Genomic DNA, 16,918 nt, shown 5'->3' on the forward strand with positions numbered 1-16,918 from the left:
CTAGGGCCGCGGGTTCAGGACGCCGTCCCCCGGACCACGCGGGCGGCCTGCCACCGCTCGAAGCGGCCGGCCGGGGAGTCGAGGTAGGCGATCACGCCCTCCTCGAGGCGCTCCACCTCGGACCGGAGCGCGAACAGGTGGAAGTCCACCAGCTCCTCCGGGTCGCAGACGTGCTCGGCCGGGTCGTGCTGGTCGACCGAGGCGCCGCAGTCGCGGCAGGGCATGAATTGCGAACCGAACATGTGGGGCGTACCTCCTGTGCCTCCAGGATTCCCCCGGTCGATCGGTCCAAACAGCGTTGCTCCCGCTCGAGGTCGGCTCCTAGGCTGGCCGGCGGGCAGGTGCCAGAGCGGAGGCTCAGATGGCAGACAACGCAACCCTCGTCCGCAGCCTGTACGACGGCTGGAACGCTCGTGACTTCGACGCGCTGGCGGACCTGATGGCGCCCGACGGCACGATCACGTTCATGGGCTCGGGCGAGGTCCTCACGGGCCCGGAGGGCTCACGCACCTACAACCAGATGTGGGCGAACGGCTTCCCCGACGGTCGGGTCACGATCGACACCCTCGTCGCAGACGGGGACCGGGTCGTGGTCGAGTTCACCGGGCGTGGCACGCACACGGGGACCTTCGTCACCTCCATGGGCGAGATCCCACCCACCGGCAAGTCGGTGACCCTGAAGCTGTGCGACGTCGTCGAAGTGGCGAACGGCAAGGTCAGGGCGCAGCGCAGCTATCTCGACACCGGATCCATGATGGCGCAGCTCGGACTCACCTCCGGGCAGACCGCCACCGCCAACCAGTAGGACCGGCACCAACCGGCACCTGCCCGCCCCTCCCGGCCGACGATTCGGCCCACGCCGCCCACGCCCGTAGACTCGCCGCCCGTGGCACTCACCATCGGAATCGTCGGGCTCCCCAACGCGGGCAAGTCGACGCTCTTCAACGCGCTGACCAAGAACGACGTCCTGGCGGCGAACTACCCGTTCGCCACCATCGAGCCGAACGTCGGGGTGGTCGGCGTCCCCGAGCCCCGCCTGGCGAAGCTCGCCGAGCTCTTCGGGTCGGCCAAGCAGCTGCCCGCGACCGTCGAGTTCGTCGACATCGCCGGCATCGTCAAGGGTGCGTCCGAGGGCGAGGGCCTGGGCAACAAGTTCCTCTCCCACATCCGCGAGTCCTCCGCGATCTGCCAGGTCACCCGGGTGTTCCGCGACGAGGACGTCACGCACGTCGACGGCGAGGTCAACCCCGCCAACGACATCTCCACGATCCAGACCGAGATGATCCTGGCCGACCTGCAGACGGTCGACAAGGCCATCCCGCGCCTGGAGAAGGAGGCCCGGACCAAGAAGGAGAACGTCGCGGTCCTCGACGCCGTCAAGGAGGTCAAGGAGCACCTGGAGGCGGGCACCCCGGTGATCGCCACGAAGGTCGACCACTCCCTGGTCCGCGAGCTGTCGCTGCTCACCGCGAAGCCCTACATCTACGTGTTCAACTGCGACTCCGACGAGCTCGGCGACGAGGATCTCAAGCAGCGGATGCGCGACCTCGTCGCTCCCTCCGAGGCGATCTTCCTCGACGCGAAGTTCGAGTCCGAGCTCGTCGAGCTCGGCGACGACGCCGAGGCGCGCGCGATGCTCGAGGAGATGGGCATCGAGGAGCCCGGCCTCGACGTGCTCGCGCGCGTCGGCTTCGACACCCTGGGCCTGCAGACCTACCTCACCGCCGGCCCCAAGGAGTCGCGCGCGTGGACGATCCCCAAGGGCGCCACGGCTCCCGAGGCCGCCGGCGTGATCCACACCGACTTCCAGCGCGGCTTCATCAAGGCCGAGATCGTGTCGTACGACGACCTGGTCGCCGCCGGCTCCATGGCCGCCGCGAAGTCGGCCGGCAAGGTGCGCATGGAGGGCAAGGACTACGTGATGGCCGACGGCGACGTGGTGGAGTTCCGCTTCAACGTCTGACCCCGAGGTCAGAGGCCTCATGAGGGGTCTCGACCGCACCGAGCCCGCAGGGTTTCCGAGCTCCTCGTAGGCGAGCGTGGTGGCGGCGACCCGGGGTGCGGTCGCCCGCCGAGGACCACCAGGTGGGGCCCCGACGAACGTCGACCGCAGAAAGCACAGGACCCGCTGTCGTGGGTCTGTGTCCGTCACCTAGCCGGCACGGGGGCGACGTGGCACGCCGTTGCTAGATACCGAGTCGTGCCAGGTAGAGATCCCCTAGCCCGCTCGCGCCGAGGATGGAGCCCCAGGCAGCGATCAGCATGAACGGGCCGAACGGCACCGCGGTCCTGCGTCCCGCGCGCCCGCCGACGATCAGGACGAGGCCCACGACGGCGCCCAGGAGGAAGGCCCCGAACGCCGAGGTCAGGAATGCGCCCCAGGAGAGGTAGGCGGTCATCCCACCCACCACGCCGGCGAGCTTCACGTCGCCGAAGCCCATCGCGCCGGGCGCGACCAGGGCCACGAGGAGGAAGAACGCGAACAGCGCAGCTGTTCCCCAGGCGGCTCTCTCCAGGCCGCTGCCGTCGGCACCGAACGCGAGCAGCACCGCCAGCACGCCGTACGACGGACCCACGATCACGTTGGGCAGCCGGTGGACGTCGAGATCGATGAGCGCCAGCGCGACCGCGGCCGCGGCGAAGACCAGGTACGCCGCCAGCGTCACTGGATGGTCGGCGAACCGCTCTGCGGCCAACGCGAACAGCGCACCGGTGCCGGCCTCCACGAGCGGGTACCGCACGCTGATCGGGGAGGCGCAGTCGTAGCACCGTCCGCGCAGGACCAGCCAGCCGAGGACCGGCACGTTGTGCCGGGCGCGAATCGGCACGCCGCAGCCGGGGCAGGCCGAGGGTGGGCTCACCACGGACTCCCCGCGCGGCACCCGGTGGACGACAACGTTGAGGAAGGACCCGACCAGGAGGCCCAGCACGGCGGCGAACCCGACGAGGAGAGCGGGGGCGATCTCGCTCACCGCTGCTCCGACCAGCTGAGCACCTGAACCTGCCGGCGGCCCGGCTCGGGACGTGCAGGTCCGCTTCCCCACGCGGTGTACTGCGGGTCGGTGACCATCGCGCGCACGGTCAGGGCGTGTGTGCCTCCCGTCGCACAGCTGCCTTGCTGGACGCACACGTAGACCTCGAGGTCGACGACCGTCACCCGGTTCCCGAGCCCGTGCCCCGCGACGGGCACGGAGACCAGCGGGTAGCCGAACTGCTGGGAGGGCTGCGCCTTGAGGTTCACGCCGGAGGCGAGCAGCCCCCACCGGAAGGCGACCAGGGCGGTGGTGTAGGAGCCCGGGTCCAGGTCGATGAAACCCATCGGCGCGTAGGTGGCGCCCTGCACGACGAACTCGCCGTGGAAGTTGGCGCCCGGGTCGTTGACCAGCTTCACGTCTTGGGCCGCTCGCAGCGACGCCTTGACGTAGGTCACCGTCAGCTTCACCGCATCGATCGTGAGGATGTCGTCCTTGTTGGCATTCATCATCCGCAACTGGAGGAGGGGTCGCGCCGCGTCGAGCGCACCGCTCGCCAGCAGCCCGCGCAGTTGGCCAGCAACGTCCGCCTGGCCCCATCCCGTCGCGTCGGGGGCAGTGATCGCGACGTCCGCTGGCGTCTGCGTGGCCACGGTGACCGCCAGCGGCTTGAGGCTGGTCTTGGTGTACTTCACCTGCAGGACCGCCGAGGACACGTCCGCGCCAGCCGGAATCGTGTTGAGGCCGGCGAAGTCGCTCAGGTCCACGCCGACGTCGTCGTTGTTGCCGCCCACTGTCCACGAGACGGTCTTGGTGTCCGCCGCAGCGAAAGCGTCCTTGATGGACGTCGTCGGCGGCGCGACCACACCGGTGGTCCACTTGTTGCCACCGCCGTTCCCGGTGAGCTGGCTGACGGCTCCCGCGCTGGCAGAGGCGAGCGGCGTCGCGGACTCGGTGCTGCCCGTCGGCTCCTGGTAGAGGGTGACCGGCGGGTCACCGCCGTTCGACGGCCCGCAGAGCTCCACGTGGGCGGTGTCGGTGACCGTGATCCGGCTGGTCGCGCCGAACACCAACTGCACCCCGTTGACGGGGTCGTTGATGATCGGGCTCTTGCAGGCGCCGGGGATGACGCCGGTGGCGTACTCCCCGCCGATCACCTTGGTGTCGATCTTCCACTCGTTGGTGCCGGTGCCCTGCTCCTCGTCACGGAAGTCGAAGTAGTACTTCCCGGAGGCGAACTTCGCCGTCGCGCAGGTGTTGACCGCGTCGCTCAACGCCTTCGCGTTGTTGTAGAACCCGGGCTGGAAGATGCAGTTCGGGGAGGCGTAGGAGCTGGGGTTCTGGTACGCCGGGACGCTGGTGAGTGGTGCGGCGGGTGCGGTCGGCACCGCCACCGTCCCCGGTGCGTTGCACACCGCTGCCGGGTTGCTGACGATCTGCCCCGTGCACGTGCCCTCCGCCTTGACCGAACCGTCTGTGACGAGCGCGCCGCTCGTGACATTGATGTAGGACTTCGACGCGATGCCGCCACGGACGGGCATCGCCGCCTGGTTGCCGGAGCCGAGTGGCTTCAGGGTCATCCCCTGCAAGGTGCCCGTCGTCCCCACCGTCGTCAGGGCCTGGGCGAACGCGTCCGTGGGGTCGGGGTTGTCCACGCCGACACCGCTGAAGATGCCGGTCCCGGGGATGGCCGTGCACTCGACCCGTGCGGACGTGGCGGCCGTCTGGTCGCCGGCCTTCGGGTAGAGGTCCTTCAACTCCAAGGTGTTCTTGGGCGCTGTGCCATCGGCGCCGAAGCACCCGGCGCCGTCGGCGTTGTTGGTGTAGACCCATGTTGGTGTGGACCCGTCGAACCATGGGCCGGGGAACGTCGGCGTCACCCAGCCCGGTGCCTTGGCCCCCAGGCGGAGGTTGTTGACGGCCACCTTCGCGGCGGTGTCGCCGGAGTACGAGGTCCCGGCCACTCCCTTGAGTGCTGCCGTCGCGCGGAAGCTGGCGCTTCCCTGGGTCAGCAGGGCGCCCGTCACGACGGCGATCGACGTGATGATGATCAGCGCGACGATCAGCATCGCCCCGCTGTCGTCCTCGCGCACGTCGCGGAGTTGCCTGCTCATTGTTGCCTCCGGTCCGCCGAGACGGTGGTCGTGTAGCCCTGACTCGCGAGGTGGGCCTTGTCCTTGACCGTGAAGGTCATCGAGACCCGGTTGGGCGGCGTCGCCGCTCCGCAGGTCGTGTCGCAGCCGATCGTCGGAGTCCCAGTGAGGTTGTGCGCGACGGTCAGCGGCAAGCCGACGGCCACCCCGCCCTTGCACCGGACCCGCCTGAGCAGGAACCGGCTGCCGTTCGGCACGGTCACGTAGGCGACCTGGTGGGGGGTGGAGACCCACGGGTCAGCCGCGGGCGCGACGCCGACGGCGAACTCGTTCCACGCGAGAGCGACCGCGACGGACCCGACCGAGCTGCCGCAGCCACCGGGCCCGGCGGACCCCACGAACACGGACTGGTCGGTGCTGAAGGTGCCGGTGGCGGGGGTGAACGTACGCCGCCCCAGGCTGCTCACGTCGTCCTGCCAGTACGTCGAGATGAACTGCTGGTCGGTCGACTCGGTGAGGCGCGCACCGGTGTCGCGGGTCGTCTTCGCGTACTGGAGCACGATGCCGAAGAGGGCGGCAGACACGATCCCGAGGAGCGCAACGCTGATGACCAGCTCGATGAGCGTGAAGCCGTCGTCGCCCCGCTCACGGCAGGCGCGCCGCAGGTTCACGCGCACGGGTCACCTCCCGAGGCGAGGGCGGCGGCGGTGGTCGAGTTGCACGGCCGCCGCAGGACGACCGTGAGGGTCTCCTCCGCCTTGTGCTCGTCGTCGCCGGTGGTCGTGACGGTGAGGTCGAGCCGCTGGATGCCGTCCGCCGTGCACCCACCCCATGCCGATCCGTTCCAGGACTGCACGGCCACCGCCTTGCTGTAGCCCGCCGGCAGGTCCGTCACGGGGACCGCCTTGTACGTCGACACCGCCGTGGCACATGGCTGGATGTTGTGGGCATCGACGTAGGTCTGGATCGCCTCCGCGAAGCTGCGCACGTAGGCGCCGCCACTCGCGTCGTTGCGGTGCACGACCGAGCTGCGAACGCTCATCATGAGCGCTCCGAGGATGGCCACGGCGGCGATGCCCAGGATGGCGATGGCGACGACCAGCTCGATCAGGGTCTCGCCACCGTCACTGCGCTGCTGTGTTCGACGGCTGGACATGTCACACGTCGACCTGTCGGAAGATCCCGTACATCGCAGAGACGAGTGCGACCGCGACGAAACCGACGACCAGACCCATGATGACGATGACGATCGGCTCGAACAGCGCGGTCAGCTTCGCGATCTTGTAGTTGAGCTCGGTCTCGTAGTACTCCGCGGTGACCTCGAGCTGGGTGTCGAGCGAGCCGGTGTCCTCGCCCACCCGCAGCATCTGGGTCGCCGTGCCGGGGAAGAGCCCCGTGCGGGCCAGTGGACCCGCGACACCCTGGCCCTCGAGGATCTGCTCGTTCACCTCTCCCAGCCGCTTGACGTAGACGCGGTTGCGCAGCGCCTCGGTCGTCACGGCGAGCCCTTCGGTGAGGCTCACGCCGGCGCTCACCATCGACGCGAGGACGCGGCAGAAGCGCTCGACCAGGGCGTACTGGATGGTCTGCCCGAGCACCGGGACCTTCAGCAGCAGCGCGTCGCGGGCGTACTTCCCCCGGCTGGTCCGGGTGATCCCGACGAACAGCACGAGCAGTGCGGCGATCCCGGCACCGATCGCCCACCACCAGTCCCCCAAGAAGCCGGTGATGGCCATCAGGATGCGGGTCGGCAGGGGAAGCTCGGCGTCGAGATCCGCGAAGAAGTCCTGGAACTTCGGCAGCACGTAGATCGCCAGGATCAGCACGGTGACCATGGACATGGCCGAGACGATGAGGGGATACATCATCGCCGACTTGAGCTTGCGCCGTGCCTCCAGGTCCCGCTCGATGTAGCCCGAGAGGCGGGCGAGTACGGTGTCGAGCTCCCCGGTGAGCTCGGCCGACCGGACGATGCCGCGGTAGAACGGAGGGAAGACCTTCGGGAACCCGTCCAGGCAGTCGGAGAACCGCTCACCCGCGCGCAGCCGGTCCTCGATCTCGTTCATCATGCGCCGCACCGACGAGTTCTCGCTCTCGGTGCCGATCGCGTGCACCGCCTCGAGGATCGGCAGGCCCGCCCGGAGGAAGGCCGCGATCTGGCGGGAGAGATGCATGACCGCCTCCCGCTTGATGCGCGGGCCGGACAGCTCGTACTGGAGGATGCTCTTCTTCTCGGTCACGCGCAGGTGACGCACCTGCAGCTCGTAGAGCGACACCTCGGCGTCGGCTCTGCTCGCGGCCCTGTGCGTCCCCTTGACCGCGCTCCCGTCCAGGGTGACGCCCACGTAGGCGAACTTCGGCATGGTCAGACTCCTGCCACGTAGATCGAACGCATGATCTCGGCCGGTGTGGTCGCACCCTGGAGGACGAGGTCCACCGCCTGCTCCTGCAGGGTGCGCATGCCCTGGCTCAGGGCGAGCTTGCGCATCTCGTCGTGCGGGGCACGCTCGACGATCAGCTGGCGGACCTCGTCGGTGACCTGCAAGAGCTCGTAGACCCCGGTCCGCTCCAGGTAGCCGGTGTGGGCACAGAAGTGGCAGCCGGAGCCGTGCTGGAGCTCGCCGAGGGGCGGCAACCCCTCGACGCGCTCGACGCCACCGACGCTGCGAAGGAAGGCCAGCTCCTCGGCCGAAGGCTGGTAGGGCTCGAGGCAGTTCGGGCAGTTGCGCCGGACGAGCCGCTGGGCGACGACCGCCGTCACCGACGAGGCGATGAGGAACGACTCGATCCCCATGTCCAGGAGCCGATAGAGCGCTGCGACCGCTTCGGTCGCGTGTAGCGAGGAGAGCACCAGGTGCCCGGTCAGGGCTGACTGAACTGCGATCCGTGCAGTGTCGACGTCTCGGATCTCGCCGACGAGGATCACGTCCGGGTCCTGGCGGAGGATGGACTTCAACCCTCCGGCGAAGGTGACGCCGGCCCGCTCGTTGATCTGGATCTGGTTGATCGAGTCGAAGGTGTACTCGACCGGGTCCTCGATCGTCATGAGGTTGCGGTCCGGGGTGTTGAGCTCCCCCAGGGACGCGTAGAGCGTGGTCGTCTTGCCGCCACCGGTCGGGCCGGCGCAGATCACCATGCCGTACGGCGCGTGGATCATCGCGCTGTAGCGGCTCGCCGTGTCGGTGGGCATACCCAGCTGCTCGAGGCGGAAGAGCGGCCGGGACTTGTCGAGCAGCCGCATGACGATCTTCTCGCCGCCGACCACCGCGGTGCTCGCCACGCGGATGTCCACCTGACGTTCCTCGACGGCCATCGAGATCTGTCCGTCCTGGGGACGTCGCCGCTCGACGATGTTCATGCCCGCGAGGATCTTGATGCGACTCACCAGCGCGGGTCCGATGGAGCCGGGGAGGTCGAGCACGTCGGCGAGGGCGCCGTCGATGCGATACCGGACCCGGACGCGGTCGCCCGACGGCTCGATGTGGATGTCGGAGGCGCGGTCGCGCAGCCCTTGCGTGATCACCATCTGCACCACGCGGACGACGGGCGCCTCCTCGTTGACCTGGGCGGTCTCGAGTCGGTCGGCCTCGCGGCGCAGACTGTCGCGCGCCTCGAACGCCTGGATCTGCTGGCCGACCTCGCCGGTCGCCTTGTACGCCGTGTCCAGCGCGCGGACCAGGTCCCGGTGGCTGCTGACCTTCGCGCGCACGGGCCGGCCGATCGCCGCGGCGACCGTGGACACGTGCTCGGGGGACGGGTCGAGGACTCCCACGACGACCACGTCACCGTCGACCTCGACCGGCAGCGCGCGCAGGTCCCGGGCTGTGGCACCGGACAGCAGGCCTACCGCATCAGGTTGCGGGTCGGCGGTCCGGAAGTCGAGGACCTCGACGCCGTAGTGCTCCGCCAGTGTGCACGCGAGGGCCTCGTCGGTCACGACGCCGGCCTCGATCAACCGCTCCGCGAGGGTGCCGTCGCCATCGGCGTCGCGGACGGCGTCGATCCGGTGGGGTTCCGCATGGCGGGACGAGACCAGGACGGTGGCCACGCGCTCGTCGTACTGGTCGAACGCCGTCCGGGGCGCTGGCAGCTCGGGTGTGCTGCGGGTGCGGAGCTTCACGGTGTCAGGCCCTTCTCGCCGCAGCGATGTGCGGCCGCGTCGTGATGTCCTGCGGATAGAGGCTGCGCGCGACCGCGTCGGCCACGGAGACCACCCCGTCCTGGACCAGGACGGAGAGTGACTGCTCCAGGGTGACCATCCCGTCGCGCATCCCGGTGACCAGAGAGTTGCGCAGCTGGTGCGTCTTCCCCTCCTTGACCAGGTTGCGGACCGCGGGCGTGGCCACGAGCACCTCGTACGCCGCCGTCATCCCGCCGCCGATCTTGGGGATCAACCGCTGGTAGACGACGCAGCTCAACGCGGCGGCGAGCTGGACGCGGATCTGCGCCTGCTGTTCGCCCGGGAAGACGTCGATCATCCGACCGATCGACTGGGCGGTGTCGTTGGTGTGCAGGGTGGCGAAGACGAGGTGGCCGGTCTCCGCGACGGTGAGCGCGAACCGGATCGACTCGAGGTCGCGCATCTCGCCGACGAGGAGGACGTCGGGGTCCTCGCGCAGGACGCTGCGCAGGGCGTCGGGGAAGTTCGCGGTGTCCGTGCCCACCTCGCGCTGGTTGACCGCCGCCCTCTTGTGGTCGTGGACGTACTCGATCGGGTCCTCGACCGTGATGATGTGGCAGCCGCGGGTGCGGTTGATCAGGTCGATCAGCGAGGCCAGGGTCGTGGACTTGCCCGACCCGGTCGGCCCGGTCATCAGGACCAGCCCTTGGTGGCGCAGCGCCAGGTCGCGCAGGACGGGCGGCAGGCCGAGGTCGTCGGGAGACGGGATCGAGCGCGGGATCATCCGCAGGGCCACCGCCGTCAGCCCTCGCTGGGTGAACGCGTTGCCGCGGATCCGGGCGTCGTCGCGCCACGAGAAGGAGAAGTCGTACTCCTGGCTGGTCTCCCAGGCCGCGAGCTGCGCCGGCGTGAGGACCTCGGCGAGCAGGCTCTCGGTGTCGTCGGCGGTCAAGGCCGTGGTCCCGTGTGCCGGGACCAAGGCCCCGTCCACCCTGAGCATCGGCGGCATGCCGACCGTCAGGAGCAGGTCGGTCCCGCCGGCCTGCCAGAGACTGGCGAGCAGCCCGTCGATGCGGCTGCCGATGTGATGCAAGTTGCTGTGCATGCTCGAGGCCCCCCCTCATTGCGTGCTGGTGAAGTACTGAAGTGGGAAGGCCGCGGCGAACCGCGACCCTCCCGCTAGGACGCGATCAGCAGCCGGCGGGCTTGCCAGTGGCGTCGAACCCCGGGCCGACGCCAGCGGGAGCCGGGGCCTTGAGGTAATTGGCATCGATCAGCGCCTGGACGTTGGTCGGGTAGTTGCCGTTCTTTGCGTTCCACGCCTCGGCGGCGACCGAGACGGACTTGCAGTCAGCCGCCTTCGCCGCGGTCTGCGCGTCCTGCCGGAAGGTGCCGACACCGAAGACGACGATGCCGGCCAGGATGCCGAGCACCACGATGACGATCAGGAGCTCGATGAGCGTGAAGCCGTCCTCACTGCGACGGGCCTGTCGAAAAGAGAGCATGCGCTGGTACATGGATTTCCCCCCCTGGGAAATTGGAGTTTGGCAGCAGCCCCCCTGCCGCCGAGTGGTGTCAACGTACGCAAAGAACAACTCCGGCACACCGGCCAATTCAGGCCCCTTCCCCGCTTCCAGACGGACTAGGACTCTTGGGTCGCTATCTGTCCTTTGCGGCCGGTGACGCTTGTGCCGATCGGTGCGTCGAGTGATCGCCCAGCACCAGTCCTATCGAGCTGCTCCTCTGCAGGCCGTGGTGGAGGTTTCACCTGCCCCGCTTGGGAATTGACCGCGAAACGAATGACCTTCACCAACCAGCCTGGCAAGCGGGACGGCGGCGTCCGCAACCCCCTCAGGCACGGATTCGCGGCTCTCGCGGAGTGACTTACGGTCGGAGCGGTGCTGTCGTTCATGGGCTGCCTGGGTAACGCGAACTGCATTTTTGCGCCCTGCAACCAGGGTGTTGTCGACAGGTGCGGGGCGTCCTCTCGGTGGTGGCACTAGGAGGGTCAGCGATCAACGACAACCATCAGGTCGGTGTCGTGATACCGCGGGTCCGAGCTGGTTGTTCATCGGAGCCGACAACACTCAACACGGAGACCGCGTACCGCTTCAACGTGCAGAAGGACCGGTGCTCACGCAGCCGGAACGGAAGCACGTCCGCGCTGACGACGGCTACTCCTTCGTCGCAGCGAGGCTCGAGTTGAACATGTCGAAGGCGTACTTCCAGCTTCCGTCGGTCTGCCGTTTGTGGACGATCAGGAACTTCCCTGCGTCCGCGAGCGGTGCGTCGGCGGAAGCGCGAAGCTCCCAGCGTCCTTCCTCGACCGCCAGCCCGTCGTGCTGCTCGTAGTGCACTGTCTCGATGTGCCCGTGCCGCAGACCGGCCTCGACCGCCCCTGCTAGTACCGCTGGATGTCTCCGGCGGTCTGGACATCCGTTCCCGGCGGCAACAGGCGGGCGTCCGGCGCGTAGACCGACGCAACCATGGCCACATCGCCCTTGGCCAGGCCCTCCACCATCGTGGCGTTCAACAGGTCTGCGTCGCTCCTGGCCTTGTGCGTGCTCCTCTCCGTCCTTGCGTTCAGGCTGCTCCGGGCTTCTGGAGGCGTCAAGGTGGGCAGGTCCCGCTTCACCGCTGATTCAGCCGGGTTTCAGTCGGGGTGCGCGAGAATGCTGCTCCCGACTGCCCGGAGGCATCCATGCGCGTACTCGTCGTCGACGACGAGCTGCGCCTCGCCCGGTCGTTGAAGGTGGGCCTCGAGGCGGAGGGCTTCGCGGTCGACCTGGCCCACGACGGCACCGACGGGCTCTGGTTGGCGCGGGAGAACGAGTACGACGCGATCGTGCTCGACCTGATGCTGCCGGGAATCAACGGCTACAAGGTCTGCGAGGCGCTTCGCGCGGAGAAGGACTGGACCCCGATCCTGATGCTCACAGCCAAGGACGGCGAGTGGGACCAGGTGGAGGGCCTCGACACCGGCGCGGACGACTACCTGACCAAGCCGTTCTCGTTCCCAGTGCTCGTGGCCCGGCTGCGCGCGGTCGCCCGGCGCGGCGCCCGCGAGCGTCCCACCCAGCTCGAGGCGGGCGACCTGCGGCTGGACCCGGCCGCCCGTCGGGCCTGGCGCGGCGACACCGAGCTCGAGCTCACGACCCGGGAGTTCTCGATGCTGGCCGTGCTGGTGCGGCACCGCGGGGACGTGCTGTCGAAGCGGCAGATCCTGGACGCGGTCTGGGACCACGACTTCGAGGGCGACTCGAACATCGTCGAGGTCTACGTCGGGCACCTCCGCAACAAGATCGACCGTCCCTTCGGGCGCGCGGCCATCCAGACGCTGCGGGGCGCCGGCTACCGACTGAGGGCCGACGGTGGCTGAGGGACGGCTGGGGCGCGCGTCCGTGCGGGTCCGCACGACGGCCGTGGCGGTGCTCGTGGTGGCGATCACCCTCCTCGTCGGTGCCGTCGCCCTCGTCGCCCTGGTCCGGGGGTCGCTGCACACCGGCGCGGAGGTGAGCGCCGAGCAGCGGGCCTCGGCCCTGGTCGCGGAGATCGAGCACACGGGGCTCCCGCCGGCCGAGCCGTCCGACCCCGCCGAGGATCCCGACGAGCCGGACGAGCTGGTCTGGCAGGTGACCGGGCCGGACGGCACCGTCGTGCGCTCCTCGCAGCCGCTCCGTGAGCCGCTGCCCTCCGACGACGAGGACTCGGTGAGGCTGGCGGGTGCCGACCACCCCTATGTGGTGGCGACCGACGACGCCAGCTCCGGCGGCCAGGAGTACACCGTGGCGGTCGCGGTCTCCCTGGAGGAGGTCGACGACTCGACCGCGGCGCTGGTCACGCCGTTGCTGGTCGGGGTGCCCCTGGTCCTGCTGCTCGTGGGTGGCACGACCTGGCTGGCGACCGCACGGGCCCTCGCTCCCGTCGAACGCATCCGGCGCGAGGTCGAGCAGGTCAGCGGTGACCGGCTGGACCGGCGGGTGCCCGAACCGGGCGCGCGCGACGAGATCCGTCGGCTCGCGCAGACCATGAACGCGATGCTGGGACGCCTCGAGAACGCCCGCGCCCGCCAGCAGCAGTTCGTCGCCGACGCCTCCCACGAGCTGCGCTCGCCGCTCGCCAGCATCCGCCAGACGGCCGAGGTCGCCCGGGCCCACCCGGGTGCCCTGCCCGAGAGGGAGCTGGTGGACGCGGTGCTCGAGGAGTCGGGGCGCATGCAGCGGCTCGTGGAGCAGCTGCTGCTGCTCACCCGGGCCGACGAGGGCGCGGTCGGCCGCGCGCCCCGCGACGTCGACCTCGACGACCTGGCGCTCGCCGAGGCCCGACGGGTCGCGCGCTCCGGGCTCGACGTCGACACCACCGGCGTGGGGCCGGGGCGGGTGCGCGGTGACCAGACCGCGCTGGCCCAGGTGGTGCGGAACCTCGTCGACAACGCGGCCCGCCATGCCGGGACGGCCCTGTCCGTCCAGGTGGGTGAGGACGCCGACGGTGTCGAGGTCGTCGTCGAGGACGACGGTCCAGGAGTCCCCGAGCCGCAGCGCCACCGCGTCTTCGAGCGGTTCGTCCGGCTCGACGAGGCGCGCGCCCGTGACGCGGGCGGGAGCGGGCTGGGCCTGGCGATCGTCAAGGAGATCGTCGCCGCCCACGGCGGCACGGTCGTGGTGTCGTCCTCGGACCTCGGCGGTGCCCGGTTCGTCGTACGCCTGCCCGGTCCCGGGAACGGCCACGGGGCCGAGCGCCCGGCCTGAGAACCGGCTCCGGACGGGTTCAGCGGAGATTCAGCGAGCGTGACGCACGCTGGGTGCACGACCGATCCACCCCCTGAGAGCCGAGAAAGGCCGTCCCCGATGAACGCCACCCAGCTCCGCAGCAAGCGCATCGTCCTTCCTTCCCTGGCCGCCGTCGCAGCCCTCGGGGCCGGCGGCGTCGCATGGGCCTCCGCGGCGCGCGCCGACCTCGGCGGCGGCCAGCGTGACCGGGTCGCCGCTGCGGCCACCCGGGCCGTCGGGGGCACGGCGGTCGACGTCGAGTCCGGTGACGACCGGGGGGAGGCCTACGAGGTCGAGGTGCGGCGGGCCGACGGCAGCGAGGTGGACGTCTCCCTGGACACGAACCTCCACGTGGTCAGCCGGCACGTCGACCAGCACGACGGCGACCACGGTGACGGGGCCGACGAGCACGGTGACGAGGCCGACGAGCACGGTGACGAGGCCGGCGAGCACGGGGACGACGGCCACGAGGGCCCCGACGCCGGCGACCGGGCGGTGAGCGCGGCGCAGCGCTCGTCCGCCGAGAGGGCGGCGCTGGCCTCGGTCAAGGGCGGCACGGTCCTCGAGGTGGAGGCCGGTGACGACCCCGGCGAGGCCTACGAGGTCGAGGTGCGCGACACCGCGAACAAGAAGTGGGAGCTGGTGCTGGACTCCGGCTTCACGGTGGTCCGCACGACCGCCGACGACTGACCCCAGCGGTACGGCCACTGGTCCAGGTGTGTCTGGTGGGGCCGCGCCGGCCCACCTACGCTCCGATGGTGTGGGTGACACCGACCCGACACACCGCAGCGGCGCCCCGACCCGCCCCGTGCTGATCGCCGTCGCGCAGCCCGACGTGCTGAGCCAGGTCGAGCGCGAGCTGCACAACCGCTACCGCTCCGACTACCGCGTCGTCTGCCTGAGGTCGCGCGAGGCGACCCTCGCCCTGCTGGAGGAGCTCGCCGGGACCGGCCAGCAGGTCGCCCTGGTGCTCGCCGGGGAGGAGCTCGCGGACGCGTCCGGGACGGCGCTGCTGGCGGAGGTACGACGCACGTTCCCGCAGGCGCTGCGGGCCCTGCTGGTCGAGTGGGGCCGGCTGGGAGACTCCCGGACCGGGGACGCGATCTTCGAGGCGATCTCCCGGGGCCGCATGGACCACTACCTGCTGGTGCCCTCGCAGCCCCCGGACGAGCAGTTCCACCAGGCCGTGTCGAGCTTCCTGCTGACCTGGGCCGAGTCGCGGCAGCGCGCCCCGCACACGGCGAACGTGATCGGGCAGAGCTGGTCGGGCCGGGCGTACGAGCTGCGGTCCGTGCTCGAGCGCTGCGCGCTGCCGCACCGGTTCCACCTGGCCGACTCGGACGAGGCGCGGGTCCTCCTCGCCGGCGCGGGACGGAGGAGCTTCCCGCTGATCGTCTGGCCGGACGGGAACATCCTGGAGGACCCGAGCGACGCGGAGATCGCGAAGGCCTCTGGGACCACGGTCGAGCCGGACCGGCAGGAGTACGACCTGGTGATCGTCGGCGGCGGGCCCGCCGGCCTCTCCGCGGGCGTGTACGGCGCCTCGGAGGGTCTGCACACGCTGGTGATCGACTCGGGCGGCGTCGGCGGGCAGGCCACGGCGAGCTCCTCGATCCGCAACTACCTGGGGTTCCCTCGCGGCGTCAGCGGCGGCGAGCTGGCCCGCCGGGCGTTCGAGCAGGCCTGGGTCTTCGGTGCCCGCTTCGCCTTCATGCAGCGCGTCACCGGCCTGGAGCTGGACCGGGACGGCGGCGTCGTGGTCACGCTGCAGAACGGCGGGGTGGTGGTGGGCCGGTCGGTCGTGCTGGCGATGGGCGCGACCTACCGTCGGCTCGGCATCGGCTCCCTGGAGGACCTGCAGGGCGCGGGTGTCTTCTACGGCGCCGCGGCGTCCGAGGCGACGAGCGTGTCGGGCGAGGACGTCTACGTCGTCGGCGGGGCGAACTCGGCGGGACAGGCCGCCCTGCACCTCGCACGGTTCGCGCGCCGGGTCACGCTCGTGGTCCGCGCCGGTTCCCTCGAGTCCGGCATGTCGCACTACCTGGTGCGCCAGATCGAGGCGACCCCGCACATCGACGTACGCACGGGGACCGAGGTCGTCGACGGCGGCGGCGGCACCTGGCTGGAGTACCTCGTGCTGCGGGACCGCGCCGGCGGCGGCGAGGAGAAGGTCGACGCCGACGCGCTGTTCCTGATGATCGGGGCGGTGCCGCACACGGACTGGCTGCCGCCGACGATCGAGCGGGACCCTTCGGGCTTCGTGATGACCGGGTCGGACCTGGGCGCCGGTGCGTTCGGGTCGCTCGGCCGCCCGCCGCTGCCGCTGGAGACCAGCCTCCCCGGGGTGCTCGCGGTCGGGGACGTCCGGCACGGTTCCGTACGACGCGTGGCGTCCGCCGTGGGGGAGGGGTCGATCGCGATCCGGCTCGTGCACCGCCTGCTCACCGCGCAGGGCTGACCCGGGGCCGGCCGCTCAGGCGTGCTGGTCCGACGGCGGCCGGACGGGCTGCACCGACCAGGGGGGCGGCTCGTCGTCGCCGGACTCCTCGTCGCGCTCCGCGGCCTCGGCCGTGGCCTGCACCTTGCCCGCCGCGTGGTGGACCGGTGCGTAGACGGCGTACAGCTGCAGTGGTTCGTCGCCGATGTTGGTGACGTTGTGCCAGGTACCGGCGGGCACGAAGATCGCCCAGCCGTCCTCCACCTCGCGGTCGAAGTCGAGGTGGTCCTTCGCGCTGCCCATCTGCACGCGGCCGCGGCCGGCGTCGAGCCGCAGGAACTGGTCGGTCCCGGGGTGTGCCTCGAGGCCGATGTCGCCGCCCACCGGGATCGACATCAGCGTCAGCTGGAGGTGCTTCCCGGACCAGGCGACCGTGCGGTAGGTGGTGTTCTCGAGCGTCGCCTGCTCGAGGTCGAAGCTCTGCGGCTCCGGGCCGATGTCCTTGATCGTCATGGTGCGCTCCAGTC

Annotated in this window: 18 protein-coding genes; 6 read left to right on the top strand and 12 right to left on the bottom strand. The window is 70.4% G+C overall.

Annotated features, from left to right (window positions below; genetic code table 11):
- Positions 1-14 precede the first annotated feature (14 nt).
- Entirely contained in the window at positions 15-242 is a 228-nt protein-coding gene (locus tag KRR39_RS00810; protein ID WP_216939939.1) for a hypothetical protein, read from the bottom strand.
- 119 nt (positions 243-361) lie between these two features.
- Here KRR39_RS00810 and KRR39_RS00815 point away from each other — a divergent pair, with 119 nt between their 5' ends.
- Both KRR39_RS00815 and ychF read left to right on the top strand, forming a co-directional pair.
- A complete protein-coding gene (locus KRR39_RS00815) occupies positions 362-805 on the top strand; it encodes an ester cyclase (protein ID WP_216939940.1) in 444 nt (147 codons plus the stop codon).
- Between the two features lie 81 nt (positions 806-886).
- On the top strand, positions 887-1,963 hold the full coding sequence (ychF, locus tag KRR39_RS00820) for a redox-regulated ATPase YchF (RefSeq protein WP_216939941.1): 1,077 nt from the start codon (positions 887-889) through the stop codon (positions 1,961-1,963).
- Between the two features lie 223 nt (positions 1,964-2,186).
- On the opposite strand, the gene KRR39_RS00825 is transcribed toward ychF, so the two are convergent.
- The 10 genes from KRR39_RS00825 to KRR39_RS00870 all read right to left on the bottom strand — a co-directional run bounded on the left by KRR39_RS00825 (position 2,187) and on the right by KRR39_RS00870 (position 11,718).
- Positions 2,187-2,972, bottom strand: a complete 786-nt coding sequence (locus KRR39_RS00825) for a prepilin peptidase (RefSeq protein ID WP_216939942.1) — start codon at positions 2,970-2,972, stop codon at positions 2,187-2,189.
- Entirely contained in the window at positions 2,969-5,086 is a 2,118-nt protein-coding gene (locus KRR39_RS00830; protein WP_216939943.1) for a hypothetical protein, read from the bottom strand. Before KRR39_RS00830 ends, KRR39_RS00825 begins: the two co-directional genes overlap by 4 nt.
- The gene (locus KRR39_RS00835) at positions 5,083-5,742 is read right to left on the bottom strand and encodes a type II secretion system protein (protein WP_216939944.1); all 660 of its coding nucleotides are present in this window, start codon (positions 5,740-5,742) and stop codon (positions 5,083-5,085) included. Before KRR39_RS00835 ends, KRR39_RS00830 begins: the two co-directional genes overlap by 4 nt.
- On the bottom strand, positions 5,733-6,221 hold the full coding sequence (locus tag KRR39_RS00840; RefSeq protein ID WP_216939945.1) for a type II secretion system protein: 489 nt from the start codon (positions 6,219-6,221) through the stop codon (positions 5,733-5,735). The genes KRR39_RS00835 and KRR39_RS00840 overlap by 10 nt, the downstream gene beginning before the upstream one ends.
- Position 6,222: 1 nt before the next feature.
- A complete protein-coding gene (locus KRR39_RS00845) occupies positions 6,223-7,428 on the bottom strand; it encodes a type II secretion system F family protein (RefSeq protein ID WP_216939946.1) in 1,206 nt (401 codons plus the stop codon).
- 2 nt (positions 7,429-7,430) lie between these two features.
- Positions 7,431-9,185: a GspE/PulE family protein gene (locus tag KRR39_RS00850; protein ID WP_254185419.1), complete on the bottom strand. Its 1,755-nt coding sequence runs from the start codon at positions 9,183-9,185 to the stop codon at positions 7,431-7,433.
- Positions 9,186-9,189: 4 nt separating this feature from the next.
- On the bottom strand, positions 9,190-10,290 hold the full coding sequence (locus tag KRR39_RS00855) for a type IV pilus twitching motility protein PilT (RefSeq protein ID WP_216939947.1): 1,101 nt from the start codon (positions 10,288-10,290) through the stop codon (positions 9,190-9,192).
- A gap of 85 nt (positions 10,291-10,375) precedes the next feature.
- The gene (locus KRR39_RS00860) at positions 10,376-10,702 is read right to left on the bottom strand and encodes a competence type IV pilus major pilin ComGC (protein WP_216939948.1); all 327 of its coding nucleotides are present in this window, start codon (positions 10,700-10,702) and stop codon (positions 10,376-10,378) included.
- A gap of 657 nt (positions 10,703-11,359) precedes the next feature.
- Positions 11,360-11,542 carry a Cif family virulence factor gene (locus KRR39_RS00865; RefSeq protein WP_216939949.1) on the bottom strand — a complete coding sequence of 61 codons (183 nt, stop codon included), beginning with the start codon at positions 11,540-11,542 and terminating at the stop codon, positions 11,360-11,362.
- Positions 11,543-11,586: 44 nt separating this feature from the next.
- The gene (locus tag KRR39_RS00870; RefSeq protein WP_216939950.1) at positions 11,587-11,718 is read right to left on the bottom strand and encodes a nuclear transport factor 2 family protein; all 132 of its coding nucleotides are present in this window, start codon (positions 11,716-11,718) and stop codon (positions 11,587-11,589) included.
- Between the two features lie 168 nt (positions 11,719-11,886).
- On the opposite strand from KRR39_RS00870, the gene KRR39_RS00875 reads away from it, so the two are divergent.
- The 4 genes from KRR39_RS00875 (at position 11,887) to KRR39_RS00890 (ending at position 16,412) form a co-directional block, all read left to right on the top strand.
- Positions 11,887-12,564, top strand: a complete 678-nt coding sequence (locus tag KRR39_RS00875; RefSeq protein WP_216939951.1) for a response regulator transcription factor — start codon at positions 11,887-11,889, stop codon at positions 12,562-12,564.
- Positions 12,557-13,933 (top strand): sensor histidine kinase, encoded by a 1,377-nt coding sequence (locus tag KRR39_RS00880; RefSeq protein ID WP_216939952.1) that lies wholly within the window; start codon positions 12,557-12,559, stop codon positions 13,931-13,933. Before KRR39_RS00875 ends, KRR39_RS00880 begins: the two co-directional genes overlap by 8 nt.
- A 99-nt stretch (positions 13,934-14,032) precedes the next feature.
- A complete protein-coding gene (locus KRR39_RS00885; protein ID WP_216939953.1) occupies positions 14,033-14,644 on the top strand; it encodes a PepSY domain-containing protein in 612 nt (203 codons plus the stop codon).
- Positions 14,645-14,714: 70 nt separating this feature from the next.
- Positions 14,715-16,412: an NAD(P)/FAD-dependent oxidoreductase gene (locus KRR39_RS00890; RefSeq protein ID WP_216939954.1), complete on the top strand. Its 1,698-nt coding sequence runs from the start codon at positions 14,715-14,717 to the stop codon at positions 16,410-16,412.
- A gap of 15 nt (positions 16,413-16,427) precedes the next feature.
- On the opposite strand, the gene KRR39_RS00895 is transcribed toward KRR39_RS00890, so the two are convergent.
- Positions 16,428-16,904, bottom strand: a complete 477-nt coding sequence (locus tag KRR39_RS00895) for a cupin domain-containing protein (protein ID WP_216939955.1) — start codon at positions 16,902-16,904, stop codon at positions 16,428-16,430.
- Between the last annotated feature and the right edge of the window lie 14 nt (positions 16,905-16,918).

It is taken from the genome of Nocardioides panacis, assembly GCF_019039255.1.
Lineage (GTDB): Bacteria > Actinomycetota > Actinomycetes > Propionibacteriales > Nocardioidaceae > Nocardioides_B > Nocardioides_B panacis.

Excerpts from the sequence above, each read along its gene's own strand:
- KRR39_RS00830 (WP_216939943.1), bottom strand. The coding sequence starts at position 5,086 with ATGAGCAGGCAACTCCGCGACGTGCGCGAGGACGACAGCGGGGCGATG.
- KRR39_RS00815 (WP_216939940.1), top strand. The coding sequence starts at position 362 with ATGGCAGACAACGCAACCCTCGTCCGCAGCCTGTACGACGGCTGGAAC.
- KRR39_RS00810 (WP_216939939.1), bottom strand. The coding sequence starts at position 242 with ATGTTCGGTTCGCAATTCATGCCCTGCCGCGACTGCGGCGCCTCGGTC.
- KRR39_RS00855 (WP_216939947.1), bottom strand. The coding sequence starts at position 10,290 with ATGCACAGCAACTTGCATCACATCGGCAGCCGCATCGACGGGCTGCTC.
- KRR39_RS00840 (WP_216939945.1), bottom strand. The coding sequence starts at position 6,221 with ATGTCCAGCCGTCGAACACAGCAGCGCAGTGACGGTGGCGAGACCCTG.
- KRR39_RS00845 (WP_216939946.1), bottom strand. The coding sequence starts at position 7,428 with ATGCCGAAGTTCGCCTACGTGGGCGTCACCCTGGACGGGAGCGCGGTC.
- KRR39_RS00860 (WP_216939948.1), bottom strand. The coding sequence starts at position 10,702 with ATGTACCAGCGCATGCTCTCTTTTCGACAGGCCCGTCGCAGTGAGGAC.
- KRR39_RS00895 (WP_216939955.1), bottom strand. The coding sequence starts at position 16,904 with ATGACGATCAAGGACATCGGCCCGGAGCCGCAGAGCTTCGACCTCGAG.
- KRR39_RS00875 (WP_216939951.1), top strand. The coding sequence starts at position 11,887 with ATGCGCGTACTCGTCGTCGACGACGAGCTGCGCCTCGCCCGGTCGTTG.
- KRR39_RS00885 (WP_216939953.1), top strand. The coding sequence starts at position 14,033 with ATGAACGCCACCCAGCTCCGCAGCAAGCGCATCGTCCTTCCTTCCCTG.